Source organism: Chitinophaga vietnamensis (assembly GCF_902167635.1).
GTDB lineage: Bacteria > Bacteroidota > Bacteroidia > Chitinophagales > Chitinophagaceae > Chitinophaga > Chitinophaga vietnamensis.
This window is the reverse complement of the sequence record NZ_CABHMS010000001.1, coordinates 412,159-432,381: the sequence shown is the minus strand read 5'-3', so window position 1 is coordinate 432,381 and position 20,223 is coordinate 412,159. Positions and strand designations below refer to the sequence as shown.

15 protein-coding genes and 1 tRNA gene are annotated in these 20,223 nt (G+C 48.0%); 8 read left to right on the top strand and 8 right to left on the bottom strand.

Translation table 11 applies throughout. The annotated features are described in order from the left end of the window. Positions 1-70: 70 nt before the first annotated feature. Both FPG75_RS01850 and FPG75_RS01845 read left to right on the top strand, forming a co-directional pair. Entirely contained in the window at positions 71-1,399 is a 1,329-nt protein-coding gene (locus FPG75_RS01850; protein ID WP_143304818.1) for a MutS-related protein, read from the top strand. A 63-nt stretch (positions 1,400-1,462) separates the two neighbouring features. After that, entirely contained in the window at positions 1,463-3,004 is a 1,542-nt protein-coding gene (locus FPG75_RS01845) for a YifB family Mg chelatase-like AAA ATPase (RefSeq protein WP_143304816.1), read from the top strand. On the opposite strand, the gene FPG75_RS01840 is transcribed toward FPG75_RS01845, so the two are convergent. Then, positions 3,001-5,130, bottom strand: coding sequence for an elongation factor G (locus tag FPG75_RS01840; RefSeq protein ID WP_143304814.1), 2,130 nt, complete (start codon positions 5,128-5,130; stop codon positions 3,001-3,003). The genes FPG75_RS01845 and FPG75_RS01840 overlap by 4 nt on opposite strands. 139 nt (positions 5,131-5,269) lie before the next feature. Between FPG75_RS01840 and FPG75_RS01835 the strand changes: the two genes are divergently transcribed. The 3 genes from FPG75_RS01835 (at position 5,270) to FPG75_RS01825 (ending at position 8,321) form a co-directional block, all read left to right on the top strand. After that, positions 5,270-7,048 (top strand): ABC transporter ATP-binding protein, encoded by a 1,779-nt coding sequence (locus FPG75_RS01835; RefSeq protein ID WP_143304813.1) that lies wholly within the window; start codon positions 5,270-5,272, stop codon positions 7,046-7,048. 9 nt (positions 7,049-7,057) lie between these two features. Continuing rightward, positions 7,058-7,495: a DUF983 domain-containing protein gene (locus tag FPG75_RS01830; RefSeq protein ID WP_143304811.1), complete on the top strand. Its 438-nt coding sequence runs from the start codon at positions 7,058-7,060 to the stop codon at positions 7,493-7,495. Between the two features lie 385 nt (positions 7,496-7,880). Then, on the top strand, positions 7,881-8,321 hold the full coding sequence (locus FPG75_RS01825; RefSeq protein WP_143304809.1) for a hypothetical protein: 441 nt from the start codon (positions 7,881-7,883) through the stop codon (positions 8,319-8,321). Between the two features lie 51 nt (positions 8,322-8,372). On the opposite strand, the gene FPG75_RS01820 is transcribed toward FPG75_RS01825, so the two are convergent. From FPG75_RS01820 to FPG75_RS01805, 4 genes are all read right to left on the bottom strand, one after another. After that, complete coding sequence (locus tag FPG75_RS01820) at positions 8,373-10,829, bottom strand: TonB-dependent receptor (protein ID WP_143304808.1); 2,457 nt, start codon at positions 10,827-10,829, stop codon at positions 8,373-8,375. 71 nt (positions 10,830-10,900) lie between these two features. Then, positions 10,901-11,278, bottom strand: coding sequence for a hypothetical protein (locus FPG75_RS01815; RefSeq protein ID WP_143304806.1), 378 nt, complete (start codon positions 11,276-11,278; stop codon positions 10,901-10,903). Between the two features lie 45 nt (positions 11,279-11,323). Further along, the gene (locus FPG75_RS01810; RefSeq protein WP_143304805.1) at positions 11,324-12,910 is read right to left on the bottom strand and encodes a DUF1501 domain-containing protein; all 1,587 of its coding nucleotides are present in this window, start codon (positions 12,908-12,910) and stop codon (positions 11,324-11,326) included. A gap of 17 nt (positions 12,911-12,927) precedes the next feature. After that, positions 12,928-14,559, bottom strand: a complete 1,632-nt coding sequence (locus tag FPG75_RS01805; RefSeq protein WP_143304803.1) for a DUF1800 domain-containing protein — start codon at positions 14,557-14,559, stop codon at positions 12,928-12,930. A gap of 594 nt (positions 14,560-15,153) precedes the next feature. Here FPG75_RS01805 and FPG75_RS01800 point away from each other — a divergent pair. After that, the gene (locus tag FPG75_RS01800) at positions 15,154-15,933 is read left to right on the top strand and encodes a S24 family peptidase (protein ID WP_143304801.1); all 780 of its coding nucleotides are present in this window, start codon (positions 15,154-15,156) and stop codon (positions 15,931-15,933) included. Positions 15,934-15,981: 48 nt separating this feature from the next. Here FPG75_RS01800 and FPG75_RS01795 read toward each other — a convergent pair whose 3' ends face one another. Further along, positions 15,982-17,160, bottom strand: a complete 1,179-nt coding sequence (locus tag FPG75_RS01795) for a thiolase family protein (RefSeq protein WP_143304799.1) — start codon at positions 17,158-17,160, stop codon at positions 15,982-15,984. A gap of 131 nt (positions 17,161-17,291) precedes the next feature. Between FPG75_RS01795 and FPG75_RS01790 the strand changes: the two genes are divergently transcribed. Together FPG75_RS01790 and FPG75_RS01785 are read left to right on the top strand one after the other, a co-directional pair. Further along, positions 17,292-17,364, top strand: a tRNA-Lys gene (locus tag FPG75_RS01790). Between the two features lie 67 nt (positions 17,365-17,431). After that, the gene (locus FPG75_RS01785; protein WP_143304798.1) at positions 17,432-18,592 is read left to right on the top strand and encodes a serine hydrolase domain-containing protein; all 1,161 of its coding nucleotides are present in this window, start codon (positions 17,432-17,434) and stop codon (positions 18,590-18,592) included. A 143-nt stretch (positions 18,593-18,735) separates the two neighbouring features. Here the strand turns inward: FPG75_RS01785 and FPG75_RS01780 are convergent, their stop codons facing one another. Continuing rightward, a complete protein-coding gene (locus tag FPG75_RS01780; RefSeq protein ID WP_143304797.1) occupies positions 18,736-19,176 on the bottom strand; it encodes a hypothetical protein in 441 nt (146 codons plus the stop codon). 148 nt (positions 19,177-19,324) lie between these two features. Further along, positions 19,325-20,191: a creatininase family protein gene (locus tag FPG75_RS01775; protein WP_143304795.1), complete on the bottom strand. Its 867-nt coding sequence runs from the start codon at positions 20,189-20,191 to the stop codon at positions 19,325-19,327. Positions 20,192-20,223 lie beyond the last annotated feature (32 nt).

Sequence of the window (20,223 nt, the reverse complement as noted above, 5' to 3'; positions counted from 1 at the left end):
CGCTACCTTCGTTATGGATTTTTTCTTTCTTTGCATCTTTCCACCGTATATTCACCAAAAACAGGCCTGCATGCAACTGGACAAAACATCCTATTACGACCTATCGATCTTCAACCGGGACGAAGAATATTCACTGTTTCACCGCCTGGACTTCACCATCACAGCGGGCGGACGCGAATACCTCCGCCAGCTGTTCAGCAATCCCCTGCAGGATATCACCGCAATAGAAAGCCGACAAAAAGCATTACAATACATCCTTGACCAGGAGCAGAACTGGCCCACCGTGATCTCCAACGGAACCGTAGTAGTAGTGGAAAACTACATGGAAGCCCAGATCGAGCCCATCTCCAACACGGAAGGTTTAGGCCTGCTCATACAGGCATGCGTTCACAAAACATTGTATGCACCTGACTACGGCTTTATCAAATTCTCTTTCACGCAACTCCTGAACCTCCTTCGCGGGTTCCGTACTTTTATACAAGCCTTCCATTCCGATCAAACACCCAAAGTGCTGAAACTCTTGCTGGACCGGGCACAGCACCTGCTCAACCAACGCGACTTCAATGCAATATTAGCGACCGATGATGAAGGCAAGATGAATTTCATACAAATACAACGGTATGATCATTACATCCGCAAACGGCACCGCAAAGTGATACAGGAACTGGTAACCCTTTACCAGCAGCTCGATGCCTACTATGCCATGGCCAAGGCTATCAAGCATTTCAACCTGCATTTCCCGGTATTCAACAACAGCAGCCGGCCAGTGATCAAGGCTACACAGCTGTATCATATGATATTGCCCAAGCCCGTGGCCTACGATGTACGGCTGGACGAGACACAACATTTCATGTTCCTCACCGGCGCCAATATGGCGGGCAAAACCACGTTCATCAAAGCAGTGGGCGTAGCTACCTACCTGGCCCACATCGGTATGGGCGTACCTGCGCAAAACATGGAACTGAGCTTCTTCCATGGCATCTTCAGTAATATCCAGGTGCAGGATAATATCTTCAAAGGAGAGAGTTATTTCTACAGCGAAGTACAGCGCATCAAGAACACGATCGTACAGATCAGCAATGGCAAAAACTGGCTGGTGCTGATCGATGAAATGTTCAAGGGCACCAACGTGGAAGACGCCAAAAACTGTTCCCTGGCGGTGATCCGCGGATTGCTGCGCAGCACCAACTGCCTGTTTATCCTCTCCACTCATCTTTATGAGATCGCAGATGATTTGCAATCAGAACAGAAGATACAGTTCAAATATTTTGAATCAGAGGTGATAGATGATAACCTGCATTTTACTTATCAGTTGAAAGATGGTATCGCAAAAGAGAAGATCGGTTACCTGATCCTGCGAAGAGAGAAGGTGCTGGAACTTTTGCAACAGATAAATTAATTACATTTGACATTCCTGCCCTCGTGCAGGAATGTTTTTTTTGTTAACCCAAGTACCATATCCATGATCGTTAAAACCTTTGGCAGCGCCATTCTCGGCGTGAATGCCATTACCATCAACATTGAAGTGAACGTATCTTCACAGGGAAATAATTTCTTTATCGTAGGACTACCGGATAGCGCGGTAAAAGAGAGCCAGCAACGCATCGAGTCTACTTTTCAGCATCTGGGTTTGCGGATGCCGCGCACCCGTACAGTGGTGAACATGGCCCCGGCAGATATCCGGAAGGCAGGCGCCGCCTATGACCTGGCCATTGCTATCGGCGTGCTTGCCGCCACAGGCGTAGTACCAGCCGGACCGCTGGAAAGCCTGTTGTTGATGGGCGAGCTATCTCTCGATGGCGCCTTGCATTCTATCCGCGGCGCCTTGCCTATGGCCATGCAGGCGCGTCAGGAAGGGCTCAGCGGTTTTGTACTGCCCATGCAGAATGCTCCCGAAGCCGCTATGGTAAATGGTTTGGCCGTGTACGGCATCTCGCACATCTCGGAAATGATCCGCTTCCTGCAGGAACCGGGCAGCCTCTCTCCACTGAAAGCGCCTACCAGCCAGCATTCCCTCGCTATCAAAAATAATAACGAGGTGGACTTCAGCGACGTTAAAGGGCAGCAGCATATTAAAAGGGCGCTGGAAATTGCCGCTGCCGGCGGGCACAACGTGATCCTCATCGGACCGCCCGGCGCCGGCAAAACCATGCTGGCACGGCGTTTCCCGACCATACTACCGCCGCTTACGCAGGAAGAAGCGCTGGAAACTACCAAAATACATTCTGTGGCGGGCAAGCTGCCGCAACATACTTCGCTCATTGCACAAAGGCCTTTCCGGTCGCCGCACCACACTGCCAGCGATTCCGCACTGGTAGGCGGCGGCAGCGTACCGCAGCCGGGAGAGATATCACTTGCGCATAATGGCGTACTATTCCTGGATGAGCTGCCTGAATTCCGGCGTACCGTACTGGAAGTGATGCGCCAGCCGATGGAAGAACGCAAGGTCACCATCTCGCGGGCCCGCCATGCAACCGACTTTCCGGCGAGCTTCCTGTTGCTGGCATCGATGAATCCTTGTCCCTGCGGGTATTTTAATCACCCGGAGAAGCACTGCACCTGTGCGCCCGGCATGGTGCAAAAGTATCTCAACAAGGTATCAGGGCCTTTGCTGGACCGGATAGATCTGCATGTAGAAGTAACGCCGGTGCGGTTTTCCGCATTATCATCACAACAGGAAGAAGAGAGCAGTGCGTGTATCCGTGACCGTGTGATAGCGGCACGCAGCATACAGGCGGCCAGGTTTGAACATTATCCCGGTATTTATTGCAATGCGCAGCTGTCGGCCGGGCAGCTCAAAACCTTTTGCGCCGTGGATCCCGAGAGCCTTGCCCTGCTGAAAAATGCAATGAAGAAACTGCAATTGTCTGCCCGCGCGCACGATCGCATCCTGAAGGTGAGCAGAACCATCGCCGACCTGGCGCACAGTGAGCGGATCACTGCCGCGCACATGGCGGAAGCGATACAGTACAGAAGCCTGGACCGGGAAAATTGGGGCAACTAATTTTCTGCTTCAGTTTTCTTGTAGTCTTCGCTGAGCTTCTTTTGCACATCGGCTGGCACAGGTGCATATTCTGCAAAGGCAGACCTGACCTTGGCCTTGCCTTGCGTGACGTTGCGCAGCGCGGCAAAGAGCTTGTCCAGCTCCGCTTGCGGCGTGCGGGCTTTGATCACCTGGTATCCATTTAGTGTATCCATGCCCGTTATAATGCTGCGGCGGCTCTGTAGCTCGCTCATGATATCGCCCATCATTACATCGGGGGCGGTAGCTTCGAGGTCGAACACAGGTTCCAGCAGCTGTGGCGCCGCCTGGTGGAAAGCGTCGCGGAAGGCCATCATACCGGCGATCTTGAAGGAGATATCGTTGCTGTCTACCGGGTGCATTTTGCCATCATACACGCTCACGCGGATATCGCGTACATACGATCCCGTTAGTGGGCCTTCCTGCATTTTTTCCATTACGCCTTTGAGGATGGATGGCAGGAAACGTGCATCTATAGCGCCGCCTACGATACAATTGTTGAATACCAGCTTGCCGCCCCAGCTGAGCGCGATCTCTTCTGTTTCCCGTACAGGGAAATCTTTTAGCGGGGGCATGCCTTCGTACCAGGGTTCTATTTTCATGAACACTTCCCCGAACTGGCCGGCGCCGCCGGATTGTTTCTTATGGCGGTAAGAAGCCATGGCCGGCTTCTGGATGGTTTCGCGGTAAGGTATTTTAGCGGCTGAATATTCTACCTGCATCTTGTAAATATTTTCCAGCCGCCATTTCGTGACGAGGAGGTGCAGATCGCCCTGGCCGTGGAGGATCACCTGTTTCAGTTCGCGGTTAAACTCTACTTCGAGGGTAGGGTCTTCCATGTGTATTTCGGCCAGCACTTCGCTCATCTTTTCATCATCGGCCTTGTTCCTGGCTTCGATGGCCACGCGTACTTTGGGCGCGGGGAAGTGGATGGGGTCTATCTGTCCGCGGAAGCTTTTGTCGCAGAGGGTATGGTTGGTCAGCGTATTTTTCAGTTTGAGGGTACAGCCGATATCGCCTGCCCGGAGGCGGTCTATGTTATTGCGGTTTTTGCCGTCAGCGATGAACAGTTGTGAAATGCGTTCGGTAGTATTCCCTTTTTCGTTGATAAGTTCCATGCCGGGTTTAACTTCTCCGGACATTACTTTGAAAAAGGTTAGCCGGCCGATATGTGGTTCCTGCAAGGTTTTGAACACAAAGAGGCAGGTGGGGCCGGCAGGATCGCAGGGCACTTCCTTGCCTTCTTCGGTAATGTCGGGCGGCATTTCGATGGCTGATGGCGCAACGTTGTCGATAAAGCCCATGAGGCGGCCGCTGCCCATATTATTTTTTGCGGAGAGACAGAATACAGGAAATACATCGTGTTTGAGCATGCCTATCTTGAGGCCCTGGCGCAGTTCATCTTCATCGAGATTACCTTTCTCAAAGTATTGTTCCATCAGGGTATCATCATTTTCGGCGGCTTTTTCGACGAGCTCATTGTGGAGTTGTTCGGCTCGTTCTTTTTCGTTGTCGGGGATGGGGAGTTTTTCGGGTTTTCCTCCATTTTCAGGAAAGCGGTAGAGGGTCATTTTGAGGAGATCGATGATGGCGTTGAAGCCGGGGCCTTGGTTAACGGGATACTGCATCACGGTGACAGCATTGCCCAATACCCTTCTAGCCTCGTCTACCGTTTTCGTGAAGTTCGCCTGCTCTCCGTCCAGCTGGTTTACCGCGAGGATAGTGGGTTTGCGGTATTTATCCACATAATCCCAGACGAGCTCCGTGCCTACCTCTACCCCATATTGTGCATTGAGCAGTAATATTGCAGTGTCGCATACGCGTATCGAGGAGATTACTTCACCGATAAAGTCTTCCAGACCCGGAGTATCGATGATGTTGATCTTGTAATCTCTCCATTCGGTATGCATAGAAGTGGCATACACAGAATTACCGCGCTCATACTCGATTTCGTGGTAATCGGAGATGGTATTCTTTTCCTCTACTGTTCCGCGCTTGCTGATAATACCGGCTTCAAATAACATGGTTTCAGACAGGGTTGTTTTTCCGCTCTTGGCTGCGCCTAACAGTACGATGTTTTTAATGTGTTTTTCATCATACGTTTTCATATGTGGAGAATTTATTAGGTTGAACCTATGTCACCATTTTGTCTACAAAGAACTTACTATTAAGTTACGCGTTTTTGGCCAATAGCCGAACTAGTATGTTATAACATATACTACCTTTGTTGGCAATTAGGAAAACGAAATGAAACTACTCTTACATTATCTCAAGAAATACAAATGGTTGTGTGTATGGGCGATGCTGCTGGCAACGGTGAACCAGCTCTTTTCATTACTGGACCCATGGATCTTTGGCCGTATCATTGATCAATTCGGATCGCACCCGGCCAGCACAGCCAAGACTGGCGGCGTATTCCGCCCGGAAGGCGTTTACCTGAACGGCGTATTATTGTTACTGGGCGCCGCTATCGGCGTGGCGATGGTATCGCGCATTGCGAAGGCATTTCAGGATTATTTTGTAAATGTGATCGTGCAGAAATTCGGCGCACAGGTGTATACCGACGGCCTCAAACACTCGCTGCGCCTGCCTTACCAGCAGTTTGAAGATCAACGCAGCGGCGAAACTTTGGCCATCCTGCAAAAGGTGCGCACCGACTGTGAAAAGTTCATCACCTCCTTTGTGAACGTATTATTCGTATCGCTCATCGGTGTGATCTTTGTGATCGTCTACTCCTCCACTGTGCACTGGACCTTGCCTTTCGTGTACATCATCGGCTGTGTGCTGCTGGGCCTTCTCATGAATGTGCTGAGCAAAAAGATCAAGGTGATACAAAAGACCATTGTGAAGGAAACCACGGCCCTCGCGGGTTCTACCACGGAATCGCTGCGTAACATTGAGCTGGTGAAAAGCCTTGGCCTCACCAACCAGGAGATCCGCCGCCTCAACAGCACCACTTTGAAAATACTGGTGCTGGAACTGAAGAAAGTACGCAGCATCCGCAGTATCAGTTTTGTGCAGGGCACCTTTGTGAACCTGATGCGCCAGTCGATCCTCTTCCTGCTGCTGTTCTATATCTACCGCGGCTATACGACGCTGGGGCAGCTGATGACCTTACAGCTCTATTCCTTCTTCATCTTCGGGCCTTTACAGGAGTTGGGCAATATCATCCTCAATTACCGCGAAGCGCAGGTGTCGCTGCTCAATTTCCAGGGCATCCTGAATACGCCGGTAGAAGAGCTGCCGGCACATCCGGTGAATGTGAATCATATCGATGAACTGCAATTCAAACATGTAGGCTTCAAGCACCTCACCGCCGGCACCAAAGCACTGGATAATGTGAATTTTTCCGTGAAGCTGGGCGAAACCATTGCCTTTGTGGGGCCTTCCGGTTCCGGCAAAACCACGCTGGTAAAGCTGTTGGTGGGCCTTTACAAACCAGCTGAAGGCCATATCCTCTACAATGGCGTGGATGCCAATGAAGTGGATATGGAATCCCTGCGCCACCAGGTAGGCTTTGTAACGCAGGACACGCAACTGTTTGCGGGCAGCATCAAAGAAAACCTGCTGTTCGTGAACCCTGGCGCCAGCGATGAAGAGGTAATGGATGCATTGGATAAAGCCTCCTGTTACTCGCTGCTGGCCCGCGCCGACAACGGCATTGAAACAGTGATCGGCGAAGGCGGTATTAAAATATCCGGTGGAGAGAAACAACGCCTGTCTATTGCACGCGCCTTGCTGCGCAAGCCGCGACTGATGGTATTTGACGAGGCCACTTCCGCGCTCGACTCCATCACAGAAGAAGAGATCAGCCGCACGGTGCGCGAGATCACCGCTACCCGCCAGCATATCACCGTGATGATCGCACATCGCTTGTCCACCATCATGCATGCCGACCGCATCTACGTGCTTGAAAAAGGACGTATCGTGGAAACCGGCGGCCATGCTGACCTGCTGGAAGAAAAAGGGCTTTACTACGCGATGTGGCGCCAACAGATCGGGGAACGTAAATTTGAAAATGCGTAAATTTGCCGGATGAGTACACATCAGCACAAGCGTCCGAATTATTTCCTGAGCCTTCTGACCATGAAGTGCCCGCGTTGCCGCAAAGGAGATATGTTCAAAGACCAGAACCCTTTCCATGTGAAGTTCTCGAAGATTTTCAACATGTACGAAAACTGCCCCGTATGCGGTCAGAAGTATGAACTTGAAACCGGTTTCTGGTTTGGTACCGGGTATGTAAGTTACGCGCTGTCAGTAGCTTTCAGCGTATTTAACCTGATCTGGTTCTGGTTCTTTTTCGGATTGTCGTGGAAAGATAACAGTATCTTTATCTGGTTGGGCGTGAACGGCGTGCTGCTGGTACTGATACAACCCTGGCTGATGCGGCTGTCGCGTACTATCTACCTGTATTTCTTTGTGTATTATGATGAAGATACCGCACAGTTGGAGAAACATTCTCACCAACATTAATATCTTTTCTGGTTGTAAATAGTATTTGGGGCTGTAAAAACAGCCCCTATCTTTTTCAACCAAAATCTGAACCAATGGTGGTCAGAAAATCTTTAGAGGCAAAAACCAATAAGTGCGTGCTAAACGGGAAATGCATTCATAACGTATTACGGGGCATGGTTCCCTCCACTCAACAGAGATGCTAATTAAAGTGCCGCTAAACTACTAAATACTGATATATTAAATTCGTTTATTTATATCAGTGGTAAGAAAAAAGCAATGCAAACCATTGCACGGCCATTTTCAACGAGGGTGAAATTATCTAGTTATGCTATCATCTTTCCATACCTTTATCAATAAAATAATTATTATCGTGCGATCTTACGCTATCCTGTTATCCTTTTCTATGGCGGCTCTCCTCGCTTGTAATCAGCCGGGGAAGCCCGGTGCTGCCGCATCTTCCGGGCAGGCGCCAATCAAGCAGAATGAGACCTTACGCGCTGCCATACTGCCCTTGATGAGCGGTAATACAGACAGCGCCACCTTCGGGCAGGCGGGTATCCAGGTGATGGTGCATAATCAGCCTGATTCTTTCCAGATCATCACCATCATTCAAAATGGCCGTCGCCTGATCAATCACATCAGAAAATCTGATGACCTGCTGCTGCCGAAACCCTATATCTATACGGGTCGCCAGGATACCGTGATCGGGTTCCACGACAGCCTTTCCCATAAATTCTTCGCTTACAATATCCGGCGTGGCAAGGTAAGCGCCCTTCCTGGTTTTAACGCAGCCGCCGCTCCGGATATGCGGCAACAAGACAGCATCCTTGTTTTTGTGAGATAAAAAAAATCCCGCCACTTACGCGGCGGGATTTTCTTTTTTTTATCAGATTATTTAATTGAAGTCGATCGGTATTACCAGTTTCACACTGAAATTCCTTCCCATATTAAACACCCCTGTTCTGCCGGTAATCGGGTTCACCGGTGCGTATTTCAGCCTGCTCAGGTTATTCTGGTAGGCAACATCAGTGAAGTTATTCACCGCAAAGTGAAGGGAGAATAAAGTCCGGTTCTTTTTGTTCACGAAATCGGAGCCCAGACCGGCGTTGAACAGCGTATAGCCATCGGTAGGCGTTTCCGTCTGATAGGCGGTGAACACGTCTTTCTGTGCGAAGTTCATATCCATCTGCACACCAACGTACATGTTTTGCAAGCAGCTATGGCCCACTTTCTTGAACTTGCCCCGCAGCTCCGACAACCACCTGCCTGCCGGGATATTGGGCAGATATTTCGTAGAGTCGGTAGCGTTAGTAGCAGTGGCTTTCACATAAGAAAGGGTATTCTCGAAGTGGAGCCAGTCGATCGGATGCGGGTGTATATCCAGCGACAACTCGCCACCATACAGGTTCGCATTGGTTTGCTGGTATTTGAATGCAGCAAAGCCATCCGGGTTGTCTCCTGAAGGAATGGAGTCAGTACCGGCCGCATTGAACAGTTTGCGGGAGAAGATAAAGTTGTTGATATGATTGTAAAACAGGCTCGCGGAGAGTGACACGTGTTGTGTGTTGAAGTCCACGCCGGCATCTACCTGCGTGCTTACTTCCGGCTTCAGATCGATGTTGCCGTACTCGTATTTGATAGTGCCTTCATGTACGCCATTGGCCGACAGCTCCGCAATGTTAGGCGCCCGGAAACCGCGTGCAGCATTGAGTTTCAGCGTAACGTGATCGCTGGCTTCATAAGCGAGGCCCACGCTGGCGGATACGTTATTGAAGTTGCGGTTAAATGCACCGAACTTGGCTTCGCCGGTAGTAGCCGGCTTGCCATTGGCATCCAGGAAGAGGCTTTTGCCATTTATAGAACGATTATCGAAACGTGCGCCACCGCTCAGTGTGAGCTTGTTGAACGTTTTACGTGTTACCGCAAATGCGCCGATATCAAACAGGTCATAAGCGGGGATAAGGAATTCATCGCCCTTGTTGGTATTAGTTTGCTGCATACCGTTCACGCCTACGGTAGTTTGCCAGCCATTCATTTCCGGCAGGAAATATTTCAGTGCATAGTTGAATGTTTGCAGATGCAGATACAGACCGGGTTTATCAGGATTCAGTACATCGCCATATTCACGGCGCTGGTTGAGCTGATATCCCAGGGTAAGCCCGATGCGGCCGCCATTGTTCAGGTACAGGTTATTGTCCCATACCACTTTCTGGTGGTTGATCTGCTGTTTGGGCACCATCATGCTATACGATTTGTTGTCGCTGCTGGTGGTAGGAGCATCATCCACAGTACCGTTGTTATTGAAATGTTTGATAAAGTGGCCGAGGCTATCTCTTTCTCCTTCCACGAGGCCCAGGTGCTGGTTGAAAGAAGTGAACGACAAATGGGAATACCCCCATTGTTTGTTGATGCCGATCGTAGCGCCGAAGTTAGTATTGTTGTAACGTGAGTTGAACACGTAATCGTCATACTTGTTTTTATAATCATGCGCCTGTTTCTGTGTGATGTACGCGCTCCAGCTGAAACCATTCTGGTTGCCGGCGATATCGGCATGATAGGCCATAGTACCGTTGTTGGTCATGTAGTTGGCGATCACGTTACCTTTGATCTTGCCGAGCGGTAATGGCGGCGGCGGTACGATGTTCACCACGCCTGCCAGCGCATCCGAGCCATAGATAAGGGATGCAGGCCCCTTCAGCACTTCAATTCTTCCTACATTATAATCATCTATTTCAATCCCGTGTTCATCTCCCCACTGCTGGCCTTCCTGTCTTACCTCATCTCCTACTACCACTACGCGGTTGTAACCAAGACCACGGATAAAAGGTTTGGAGATAGCCGGACCCGTAGAGAGCTGGCTTACGCCAGGTACTTTAGAGATGGCATCGATAATATTGGTAGAGATATGATCATCGAGATAATCACGACGGATGACGCTGATGGGCGTTGGGTTGGTTTTAGCGGAGGTAGCCATGTTAACGCCGGTGATCACTACTTCATTTTTTTCGATCAATGTTTCCGACAGGTTAAAATCCTGTGTGGCAGCGCCGTTGATGGTAACGGTGGCCGTATAGGCTGCATAGCCTACGAAATGCACTTCCACCACAAATTTTCCTTTTGGCAGGTTTTTGATCACGTAATTACCCTGGGCATCGGCGGCAGCGCCTACGCGTAGATCCGGCAGATATACCGTAGCGCCAGGCAAAGGCGCATGAGATGATTTATCGATCACTTTACCACTGAGGGAATTATCATAAGCACCGTCTTCCGGTAACACGCCAGCATAGGCCGCAGGCTGGATAAGCAGCAGCATGCTGCATACAGCAAATATAAATACACGCAGATATTGCATATAACAGTTTAATAGCAAAAAAAAATAGATAATACCGAACGCAAGACGCGTTCATTTAAGAAGGAACAAGGTTATACGAACAGGGCGGGAGGCGCACGGGGAGAGAGATCGCGGTGCAGTACATGCGCAGTTGCCTGGATAGGCGGCGTCATAAATACCCACACTACTTTTTGTACCGGTACAATATATTCTGTTGCAATCGGCTCATAAGGCTCCACGCCTATCTGAAGAAAATCACAATGGCGGTGATGCCCGGAAATGGCCGTCCCGTCTACTTGTTGCCAATCGTCTTCTGTATCATGATGCCCGGCGAAGCTGTGTATAAATTCCCGTGGGACCGTATTAAAAGAAAATACGCCCAGCAGGATCACTGCGAAGATCTTATGTAACCATTTTTTATACACCGAACCAAAGGTAGCGAAAAATAGCTGTTTGCAACATTGTTGCACAATATTTTATATAGATGGTGTTGTGTGGATAGATGCCGTGCGCTCCTATCTCACCTTCAACATTGGGCGCACCTGTTGTACGGGCCCATTCTGGAAGCGGGCATAATAAATACCGCTGGGCAAATAGGTTGCATCGAAGGCGATGGTATAGGTACCGGGGGCATGCACTTTATTGACCGGTACACTTACGAGGCGGCCCATGGTATCGAATATCTGTATCATTGTATTGCCGCTGCCTGTGATGTAAGTGATGGTAGTGGTAGTCGTAAAAGGGTTTGGACTGTTAACGATCAGGTGTTTGCTTTCATCGGGATTTACATCGGGAATACCGGTGATTACGCCGCAAGCCACGCCACTGATGAGCGGCAGGCGCTGATAGTCTTTCTGCAATATCTTCTGAAGATCGGCAGGCTGCACACAGAACCATTGTTCCAGGATGGAAGCATATACCGAACGGAAATCATATTGCATGGGGATGTTATCGTTTACAGAAACGGCATCCGGCAAACTGGGTGAGTTACCTAGTACGCCCTGCATCACATAATCGCCGAAGACGATCATAGGTGCGGCGGCGCCGTGGTCGGTGCCCATGCTGAAATTAGATTTGATACGGCGGCCAAATTCGGAGAAGGTCATACCTACAACTCTCCTGGAAGCCTTGAGGCCGCGGAGATCGTCCATAAAGGCTTTGATGGCATCGGATACGCCGCCGAGCAGCTGTGCGTGGTTGCCTTTGGTGGTATCGCCGGAATCGGTTTGACTGGCATGCGTATCGAAGCCGCCGGTGCTCACCATATAGAGGCGTGTTTTGAGTCCTCCTGCTACCAGTCGCGCCACGATCTTGAGTTGTTCTGCGAGATAGTTATTTGCAGGATAGGCGCCTTGCGAAGTAACCTTCATGGCCGCCTGTTTTATCGTTTGTTCGTAACTGTTAGTTTGCTTTGCAATGAGGCGGATATATTGCAATTCCTTGCCTGCTTTGGTATTCGGCACGGGGTCCATTACACCGTCGATCAGGTTGTAGAAGTCGGTAGCGCTGGTGATGGCGATGCCCATGCTGGCATTCTGTCCCTGGAATGCGGGCGATACGATGGAACCGATCTGTATCGCCAGCGGATCGGGGTTATCTGCGTTGGGATAACCATCCGGGAATCCGGGATATTGCGTATCCAGATAACGGCCGCCCCAGCCGGTGGTCAGCACCTGGTCGGAGTCGGAGCCGGTTACCCAGATATCTGTTGCACGGAAGTGGGAGAAGTTGGGCGAAGGATATCCCACACTTTGTATGATGCTGACTTTGCCGTCGTTATACAGCTGTTGCAGGCCGGTCATGGCCGGATGCAGCCCTGATTTGGTATAGTGGTCGAGGCGCAGCACTTTTCCTTGCGGTATGGCAATGTTCGTGCGTGCGGCCTGGTATTTATCGTACACATCCAGCGGTATCACCATGTTGAGGCCATCGTTACCACCGGTGAGTTGTATCATTACCAGCACATGATCGTTGTCGGCCGCGGCGCCGCTAAGGGCGGCGAGCAGCGGCGAGGTACCAAATGCCTTGATAGAAAAACCGTTGATCAAGGTTGGCAATATGGCTGCAGGCGCGGTATATTTCAGGAAGTCTCTTCTTTTCATATAAGGTATTTCAACGGTCAGGATAATTGGTATTCCGACAGGTCCATGATGTATTTGTACAATGCCTGCAAACGCAGGTGTACGTTGTTTTTCAGCTGGGCGTCGTTAGGTGATGCTTTCCACGCGTTCCAGGCGTTGGACCAATAGTAATCGCTATTGGGGCTTTGCCCGGTTAGCAGGATGGTGTTTTTAAGAAAATCCCTTACGTTATCGGACACGCCTACACGATAAAGTATATCCAGCGAATCTTTTACGAGCGTAACGGGATTAGCGGGATCGGAGAGTTTGTCTGCAAATGCGAGCGGATCGATGTGCACGCCGCTGTAGCCGGCATCGCTGATGAGGGCATCGCTGAGGCGGTTGCGTTTGGGTAAAGTGTCTGTATTGATCCACAGCTCATGGTACGATGGTTCCTGGTAGTAGGCGGCCCAGCCGGCTACCAGCGGCGGATCGCCCAGATCCTGTAACATAGAGCTGGCGCGGTTATGCAGGTTGCCCCACTGACTGTATTGCGTGGTATAGTCCGTTGCGAATTGCACATCGTATTCGCGGCAGATGCCTACGCAGAAGTCGGCCGGACTTTTTATCAGGCAGGCCATATTGAGCGGGTCAAAGAAATGTTCGCTGGTGAAAAGTGCGTTCAGCGTGGTTTTGATATCGTATCCGCTGCTGCGGAAAATATCTGCCAGCGGGGAGATCACGTTTTGTTCCGTAGCGGCGTCGATATCATAGTATACGAAGAAGCGGTATAGTTTGCGGCAGATGAACTTGGCCACTTCCGGTTGTGCGAAGATGATATTCAGCAGGTCATCCAGTTCGGTAGCGCCATCGGGGCCGGTTTTGCCGGTGATCACTTTATTCGAATAAAAGGCGGAGAACTGTTTATTGGTGATGTCGTGCTGGGTGGTATTGAAGAAGCTGACGATGTTGTTTTTGTCTACCCGGTAGCCGGTGAGCACGCGTGCGGTGGCTTTTACATCATCTTCAGTGTAGTGTGAGTCGGGGCCTTTGCCTACGGTGAACAGTTCGTGCAGTTCACGAGCATAGTTTTCGTCGGCGGCTTGTTTTGAGTTGAGATACCCGTTGAGATACACCAGCATGGCGGGGTCCAGGGTCACTGCTTTGGTGAGTGCCTTGAAGTTGCCCAATGCGTTCTGACGCAGGGTAAGGTTATATTGATAGATGAACCGGCTATCTCTCACCATGCTTGTTTCCGTTACAAAGTGATTATGCCAGAAGAGCACCATTTTTTCGTGTATGCTTGTCCGTTGGTTGATCATCTGTCCGGTCCACCAGGCTTTGTAGGAGTTGATCCTTTTTGCTTCGAGCATATCGTTGCCTTGAGGCGCTCTGACCCAGGTGGCGCCGGTGGCGACGCCGGTATCGTCGATGCCATAGTTGTTGACGGGGGGCGCGGGATCTGCTTGCGGGGTGAGGAGGGTATCCACTACCTGTTGCATGCCCATGCCTTTGAGGGCGTTGATATCTTTCGGTGCGGCGCCGAACATGGTTCGTTTAAGCAGGTGTATGAGCTGTGTGGCGCCCCATGTTCCGGTGAAGGGGTTGAGTCCTGTGGAGGTACGGGCGACGGTGGTGCTGTTCCGCTGTGGGCGGGCTGGCGATAAGGTCAGGAATTGTCTGCGATCCATAAACAACGATATGGTTGATCGGCGAGCTTGCCGGTTTATTAGACAGCAAATTAGTAAAAAGTTTAATTTAATAAGATTAAATTATAGGAAATAAATTATCAAAATGATACGATCATTATCTATTTGATAGAGGAAATATCAAATAGGTAAGAATGTAAATATCAGTGGTTTATATCAAATTGATCTTTTTATTTTACGAGATATCAACTATATTTGGGATTATTATTTAACTGGGGTAAGTTTTACAAAAATAAAAAGGCTGCCATGGAATTTTGCGCCTCCCAGCAGCCCTTTTGGTTTCGGGAAGCTATACCCCCCAAAAATTTTTAAAATGAAATGTCGTAAAAAAAGTTGGCGGCACCTTTTCAGGGCGACCGCAAAAATTGGCAAGTTTATCTCCATCCATCTCTATTATCGCAAATCGATGGAGTAGCATTACGCTTATGATGTTGATCCCTGGGCCTTCACCCGGGGATCATCCCCACATGCCATCGCACGGTAAAATATCTTCTCAGCGGTGCGAGAATTTACAGATCAAATCGATAAATTTGTTTTCATTGACCCGTACTCTTTTACAAATATAGAAAAGTATTTGTGAAAAGTCAAGATTATGACATTTTATTTTATTCTATCATGCCCAAAAACCCAAAAAAGACTAAGTCCGAAAACAAAATAAGGACGGAAATAGGAGTCATATTAGTTAAAATAAAGGATGGATTAAAGTGGCAGCAGAAAGACATTGTGGCAAAACTGGGGTTTAGTGCGGAAGAGCGCAGTAAATACTATTCTTATGAAGGTGCTGTGAATGCTCCTGTTACTTTTTTTGAAAAGTACAAAACATCAATTGGCATTGACTTGCTATTGAGTAAAGAGAAGGGGCGGCTTATTGTTACAGACCCCACGAAGTTTACGCCTGAGGAACGAGATATACTTTTCAAAAAGCTGAATGCAGTCTATAATGGAATCCCGATATATGACATGAAAGTAACGGCCGGCACTACTTCTCTGATTCATGATGAGGCGCACGATATGCCCTCGCAGATCATTCAGGTATCGAAGTTTGAAGGCAGTGCATTTGGGTTGAAAGTTGATGGCGACAGTATGTATCCGGAAATCAAATCTGGGGATTTCGTATTCTTTAGCAAGCAGCTATCACCTAAAGATATTAAGACACAAGGTTTTTATCTGGTAATTACTTCAGAAATGGCTGCAGTAAAAAAGGTATTTATCGACAAACGTTCCAAAGAACATGTTTTATTGCGCTCGATTAACCCCGGCTTCGCGGAAGTACGACTGGAAGCAGCGCAAATCGTCCGGCTCCACAAGGTGATGGGTTTTTTAAGAGAGGAAAAAAATTTTGACTTTACTGCATAAAAAAACCGGGAATCCATCCCGGTCTTTTTATTTATCGCAAACAAAATACTAATCAATATTCTCTATAACGCCGGCAATGCCCTGCCCGCCGCCTACGCAGGCCGTAACGATGCCGTATTTTTTATGAAGGCGTTTCATATCACCCAACAATTGTACGGTGAGTTTAGCGCCAGTGCATCCCAGCGGATGCCCCAATGCGATCGCACCACCATTGATATTCACGATATCGGGATTGATGCCTAACTCGCGGATCACAGCAATAGACTGTGAAGCGAAAGCCTCGTTAAGTTCTACGAGATCGATGTCCTGTAAGGTTTTACCGGCTCTCTTCAAAGCCTTGGGCACAGCAGCTACCGGGCCGATACCCATAATACGCGGATGTACGCCGGCGGATACGCAGGATACCAATCGGCCGATTGGTTTAAGGCCGAGGTCTTTGATCATCCTTTCACTCATCACGATCACAAAAGCAGCGCCATCGGAGGTTTGAGAAGAGTTGCCCGCTGTTACAGTACCATTGGCAGCGAACACGGGCTTCAGTTTACTGAGCGCTTCGAGCGAGGTGTCTGCACGTGGTCCTTCGTCGGTATCAACAATGTAATTACGTTTTTGCTTTTTGCCTTTGTCATCTACATATACTTCTTCAATATTGATAGGCAGTATACCGGATTTAAAATAGCCGTTCTGGATCGCGTTCAGTGCTTTCTGATGGGATTTATAAGAGAACTCATCCTGGTCCTGGCGGCTTACTTTGAATTCGTTGGCCACTGCTTCAGCGGTGAGTCCCATACCGATGTAATAGTCGGGATTGGTGCTGGCAACAGTATAGTTGGGTACTGTTTTCCAGCCGGCAACGGGTACCATGCTCATACTTTCGGTGCCGCCGGCGATGATACAATCGGCCATGCCGGTCTGTATCTTGGCGGTAGCGATCGCGATGGTTTCCAGGCCGGAGGCGCAATAGCGGTTGACGGTCATACCTGGCACATCGATGCCCAGCGCTCTTACAGATATCATGCGACCTATTTGCAGTCCCTGTTCGGCTTCCGGCACAGCATTCCCCACGATGAGGTCATCGACCTGTTTGGGATCCAGCTGTGGTACGGATTTGAGCAATCCGGTGATCACATCCACGGCGAGATCATCGGGCCTGTAAAAACGAAATCCTCCCCTTTTTGACTTACCTACCGCAGTGCGGTAACCGGCTACTATATACGCGTCTTGCATCGGACTAAAATTTTATGGTGACGGAGCAGATTTTTTGCACAAATCCACCCTTCTATCAAATTTAAAAAAATTAAGCACACGAATATTCAGGATAAGCATTAAATTTGCCGTCACGTTTTTAACAAAGTGAAGACTCTGTAGCTCAGTTGGTAGAGCAGCTGACTCTTAATCAGCGGGTCTAGGGTTCGAGTCCCTACAGGGTCACCTTCTTGGGGCGTTTCAATTTTTTTATTGGAACGTCCTTTTTGTTGCTACAAACTCTTGTATCGTCATGCAAAGAATTGGAGGAGAAGTTGCTACCTTGCACAAAATTATTCCAATGAAAGCCTATTTGAAAACAGTGCTTATCACATTACTGCTTTTCTCTTTTAACGACAGCATTTTTGGACAAACCGATAATATTGATGTTTTTATACAAAACCAAATGCGGCAACGTAGAATCCCGGGGTTGCAACTGGCAATTGTAAGACATGGGAAAATTATAAAGACAGGCAATTATGGGTTGGCCAACCTACAGGATTCAATTCCTGTAAGTGATAAAACTGTTTTTACAATTAATTCCATTACTAAAGCATTTGTTGGTGTTGCAATTGTGCAATTAATGGAAGCCGGAAAATTAAGGTTGGATGCACCTATCTCTCAATACCTGACAAATATTCCTGATGCATGGAAACCTGTAACAGTTAGGCAACTTCTGTCCCATACATCTGGTATTCCTGATATTGTAAATGAGGAGGAATCAGTTCTAATAAATGATGATCCGGAGGAAGCATGGAAAATGGTCACTCAGATGCCGAACGAATTTAACTCCGGTGAAAAATTCAGTTACAATCAAACCAATTATTTATTGCTTGGTCATATTATCAATAGTTTAAGTGGTATACCATTCCAGGAGTTTATTACCAGGGAACAATTAAAAAAAGTTGGCATGCCGAAAACGATGGCATCCGGTTTTGGTGCTACAAAAGCTGTCATAGTACATTCTGCCTGTAGTTATCAATATCGCAAAGGGGTGCTTAGCAATATGTTTTTTTCGTTTCCTCCTTTTCTGCAAACGGCTGCCGGTATGAGTTCAACAGCTACAGAACTTGCCAATTGGGTGATTGCCTTGCAAAGCATGAAATTATTAAAACAATCATCAAGTCTTAAGGAGCTTTGGGCACCTGCAATTTTAAATAATGGAACGACAGGAGGTTTCAGTCGTTTAATAAATGGATATGCTGCCGGTTGGCCAGTTATTAAGAGAACAAGTCACCCGGCACTTGCACCTGTAGGAGGCAATCGTTCAGCGATATTTGTATATCCGAATGACGATCTTACTATCGTCATACTTACCAATCTCTCAGGCGCTTTTCCAGATAGTTTCATTGATGAACTAGCCGGATTTTTTATCCCGGATATCATGAAATCATCTGATACTGCCAATAATTAGTCAATATATTTTCCAGATTTGCCGTCACACAATGGGATAAAGTCAATGGAAAGACCTGTCCCATTTTTATTTTGTTAGAATGAGATTATCCTTTATGACGAGATTAATACATTTTTTCAACATAAAAACAGTTGATGTAACCGTTATACCCACCTATTACTTTGGAAAAGAACCTCAAAGTCATCTTTGAATTTGAGCAAATCAAAATCCTTAATTTTCTTAACTTTTCTGATAATCTCCAATGAATTGAGGATATCTTCAGCCAATATTGATTTAACGTCGTCGGCATTGGAATACCGCTCATAATTCAGTTTTAAATCATAAGTAAGGCTTTTACCCTCTCTTGTCACCTCTACACTTCTGTGTACGTAAGTAATAGTTTCCTCTTTATAATTGGGGCGTCTTGATTTGAAGAATTGCTCATACTTTGGGTGCAGACAAACAATACTGATATATAGGAAATATAAATCGTCTCCATATGACTGGCGCTCGAAAGTATCAGCCAGCAGCATACGAAGTTCATCAAGGATCTCAAATTTTTTGTCAACTTCAATCGAAGTATCTAAAGAAATGTAAATCTGCATAAAGTAGCTGCAAGGTAACAACTTTTAATCCGTCAAGAATAAGTTTCTATTCATTTTCACTATCCTATCGCTTTCAAAAAACAAAACCCAACACAATGTTGGGTTTTGTTCTTAATAGCTTTGACAGTTTTAACCATTATCATCAAAATCATTTCCCCTTCTCCACCCTGTCAAAAAATTCATTTTGCAATTCGAGGGTTTTGGTATCTGCCTTCACTTCTTTGAGCGCTTTAATGAACTGTGCTATTTCATGGTCTGTGATAAACTTTCCTAATTCATCATTTGATTTTGAGGCGTCGCCTGCGTAATGGTTAGGATAAGATGAATACCACCATATTGGGGTGTACAGTCCTGATAAATGAGATCGTTGCTGGTTTTCGCCATTCTCGCCGGAGGCTCGCTGCAGCCGCATCAGATCCGGGCGGTAATGAAGCAAGATGGATGCTTCGCTCTCTCCTCCATGCAGATCGCCGGGCATGCTGCTTACATGTTTTTTCTGGTATTCCTGGTTGTAGTCGGGGTCGTTTTCCGGCCGGTATAAATAAACTGCATAGTCATGGCGCTTATTGAGTAAGCCTTGCATAAAGAATTCCAAGAACTCGGGATTACCGCCATGTCCGTTGAGGATGATGATCTTGTTGAAACCGTTGCGTGCTATCTCATCGCAGGTAGCTTCCAATAGTTCGAGTATCAGTTTATTGGGAAGAGAGAAAGTGCCAGGTTGGTGCCGGGCTTCATTGATCTGGCCATAAAAATAATCCGGAAAAACCACGGCATATTCCTGTTTTACAGCGCGGGCAGCCCATTCACGCACATGGATCAGATCCGTGCCAATAGGTGAATGCAGGCCATGCTTTTCAAGGATGCCTATCGGCAAAATACAGGTTCTTGAAGACTTTTGTAATGCTGCCGGAAAATCGCTGGCCACTAATTCGTCCCAGCGGGCGGGTATTTCCTGGGCAGGCAGGTAGTTGGAATAAAATAACGCAGCAAGTGCCAATAAATATCTTTTCATATGCTTTGGTTAAATAATTTTTTTCATTTCCT

Excerpts from the sequence above, each read along its gene's own strand:
- FPG75_RS01850 (WP_143304818.1), top strand. The coding sequence starts at position 71 with ATGCAACTGGACAAAACATCCTATTACGACCTATCGATCTTCAACCGG.
- FPG75_RS01845 (WP_143304816.1), top strand. The coding sequence starts at position 1,463 with ATGATCGTTAAAACCTTTGGCAGCGCCATTCTCGGCGTGAATGCCATT.
- FPG75_RS01840 (WP_143304814.1), bottom strand. The coding sequence starts at position 5,130 with ATGAAAACGTATGATGAAAAACACATTAAAAACATCGTACTGTTAGGC.
- FPG75_RS01835 (WP_143304813.1), top strand. The coding sequence starts at position 5,270 with ATGAAACTACTCTTACATTATCTCAAGAAATACAAATGGTTGTGTGTA.
- FPG75_RS01830 (WP_143304811.1), top strand. The coding sequence starts at position 7,058 with ATGAGTACACATCAGCACAAGCGTCCGAATTATTTCCTGAGCCTTCTG.
- FPG75_RS01825 (WP_143304809.1), top strand. The coding sequence starts at position 7,881 with ATGGCGGCTCTCCTCGCTTGTAATCAGCCGGGGAAGCCCGGTGCTGCC.
- FPG75_RS01820 (WP_143304808.1), bottom strand. The coding sequence starts at position 10,829 with ATGCAATATCTGCGTGTATTTATATTTGCTGTATGCAGCATGCTGCTG.
- FPG75_RS01810 (WP_143304805.1), bottom strand. The coding sequence starts at position 12,910 with ATGAAAAGAAGAGACTTCCTGAAATATACCGCGCCTGCAGCCATATTG.
- FPG75_RS01805 (WP_143304803.1), bottom strand. The coding sequence starts at position 14,559 with ATGGATCGCAGACAATTCCTGACCTTATCGCCAGCCCGCCCACAGCGG.
- FPG75_RS01795 (WP_143304799.1), bottom strand. The coding sequence starts at position 17,160 with ATGCAAGACGCGTATATAGTAGCCGGTTACCGCACTGCGGTAGGTAAG.
- FPG75_RS01785 (WP_143304798.1), top strand. The coding sequence starts at position 17,432 with ATGCAAAGAATTGGAGGAGAAGTTGCTACCTTGCACAAAATTATTCCA.
- FPG75_RS01780 (WP_143304797.1), bottom strand. The coding sequence starts at position 19,176 with ATGCAGATTTACATTTCTTTAGATACTTCGATTGAAGTTGACAAAAAA.
- FPG75_RS01775 (WP_143304795.1), bottom strand. The coding sequence starts at position 20,191 with ATGAAAAGATATTTATTGGCACTTGCTGCGTTATTTTATTCCAACTAC.